1 protein-coding gene is annotated in these 1,718 nt (G+C 34.7%); it reads right to left on the bottom strand.

Translation table 11 applies throughout. The features are described 5' to 3' along the window. Positions 1-115 precede the first annotated feature (115 nt). Positions 116-1,654, bottom strand: coding sequence for an IS1182 family transposase (locus tag H2O64_RS23890; protein WP_187564764.1), 1,539 nt, complete (start codon positions 1,652-1,654; stop codon positions 116-118). Between the last annotated feature and the right edge of the window lie 64 nt (positions 1,655-1,718).

The following is a 1,718-nucleotide window of genomic DNA, read 5'->3' on the forward strand; positions in this document are numbered from 1 at the left end:
GAGGTCGTCTAAAAAGTAATTTTTAGGCGATTTTCTTTTTGGTCTAATTTTGTTTTGATCTCAAGCTTTGATTAATTGAGATTAAAAACGGTCACAATAAAAAAGCGAAGTTAGTTTACAGTGTTAAACTATACTTTTTAAGGTTGTGTGCCATTGCAATTAGTCCTATTTCTACTTTTACTTTATCGATTCCTTTTAGCATAAAGCGTTTAAAGTTCATATTTTGCTTAATGTTTCCAAAAACGGCTTCCACATCCCAACAACGTTGCTTGCGTTTTTCTATGCCTTGCTCACTTGTGAGTAGTTTTTTGGCTGCTGCTTTTAATCGTATTAAGTTATAATTACGCTCTATAATACGATGGGTTTTAGATTTATGGCAAAGGCTTCTAAGTGGACATCCATTACAGTTTTGTGCTTGATATCTGTGTAGTTCTTGTTCAAAACCATTTTTAGTTTTCTTTTTATAACTACCCATATGAGTCATCGCTTGTCCCATAGGACAATAATAAGTATCTGTTTTTTTGTTATAATATAATTGATCTGGATGAAAAGGATTAATCTTGCCTTTTTTGGTGTCTTGTTGTTCTTTGTGGAAGTAATTATATTTCACAAAAGCGGTGATCTCTTTAGCTTCTAAATCAGTATAGTTTTCTTCACTTCCATATCCTGCATCTGCGGTAAGTGTTTCGGGTGTTTGCCCATAGTTTTGAATATGATCTGCCACATGATCTTTGAGTAATGTTGTATCTGCGGTAGTTTGTCCGATAGTGTAATTGGTCAAGTATTGATTGTTGGTGGATGCTTGAAAGTTATATCCTGGTTTGAGTTGTCCGTTCTGCATATGATCATCTTTCATGCGCATAAAGGTGGCGCTAGGATCTGTTTTGCTATAACTGTTACGCTGTTGCAGAATCGCTTCTTGTTGCTCATACTTAGCCATATTTGTGAGCCAGTTTTTCTTAGCGTAATTCAGTTTTTGCTTGACTTTCTTATCAATGTCTTTTCCTTTTAAAGCATCATTTATTTGATGGATGGTTGCCGCTACTTTTTCTGCATCAATAGCTTCAAAGTCAGGTGTGTTTGGAATCAGCTGTTCTTCCTTATAAACCTTTTCTACATACGACCATAATTCTTTGAGTTGCTTTTTGATACGCTCTTTATGAGTCTTTATAGACTTTCCCCATACAAAAGTATATCGATTGGCATTGGCTTCTATTTTAGTGCCATCTACATAAATATCTTTTAAACTTACCACGCCTTGTTCCACTAAAAGCAAGACGACTTGATGAAAGATACTTTTTAAATGACCTTTTAAGCGTTTACCTCTAAAATCATTGATCGTGTTATGATCCGGCTTACTTTGACCACTAAGCCACATAAAGTGAATGTTCTCACTCAGTGCTTGTTCTATTTTCCGTGAAGAGTAGAGATTACGTAGATATGCATAGATGATAACTTTTAGTAGCATGCGCGGATGGTAGCTTGAAGTACCACCACCTTTGTAACTTTTTTCTAATACACTAATATCGATGTTATCAATAATGGTATTAACCACGCGAACTGGATGATGAATAGGAACTAAATCATCATAACTTGGAGGTAAAAGACTTAACTGATCTTGACAATAGGTCTTAAAAATAACTTTTCTGCTCATTCTTAAAGTTAAGAATTACTTCAAAAAATTGCAAAAAAAAAGACTGCCTTTTCAGACAGCCTCT

It is taken from the genome of Kordia aestuariivivens (genome assembly GCF_014397005.1).
Lineage (GTDB): Bacteria > Bacteroidota > Bacteroidia > Flavobacteriales > Flavobacteriaceae > Kordia > Kordia aestuariivivens.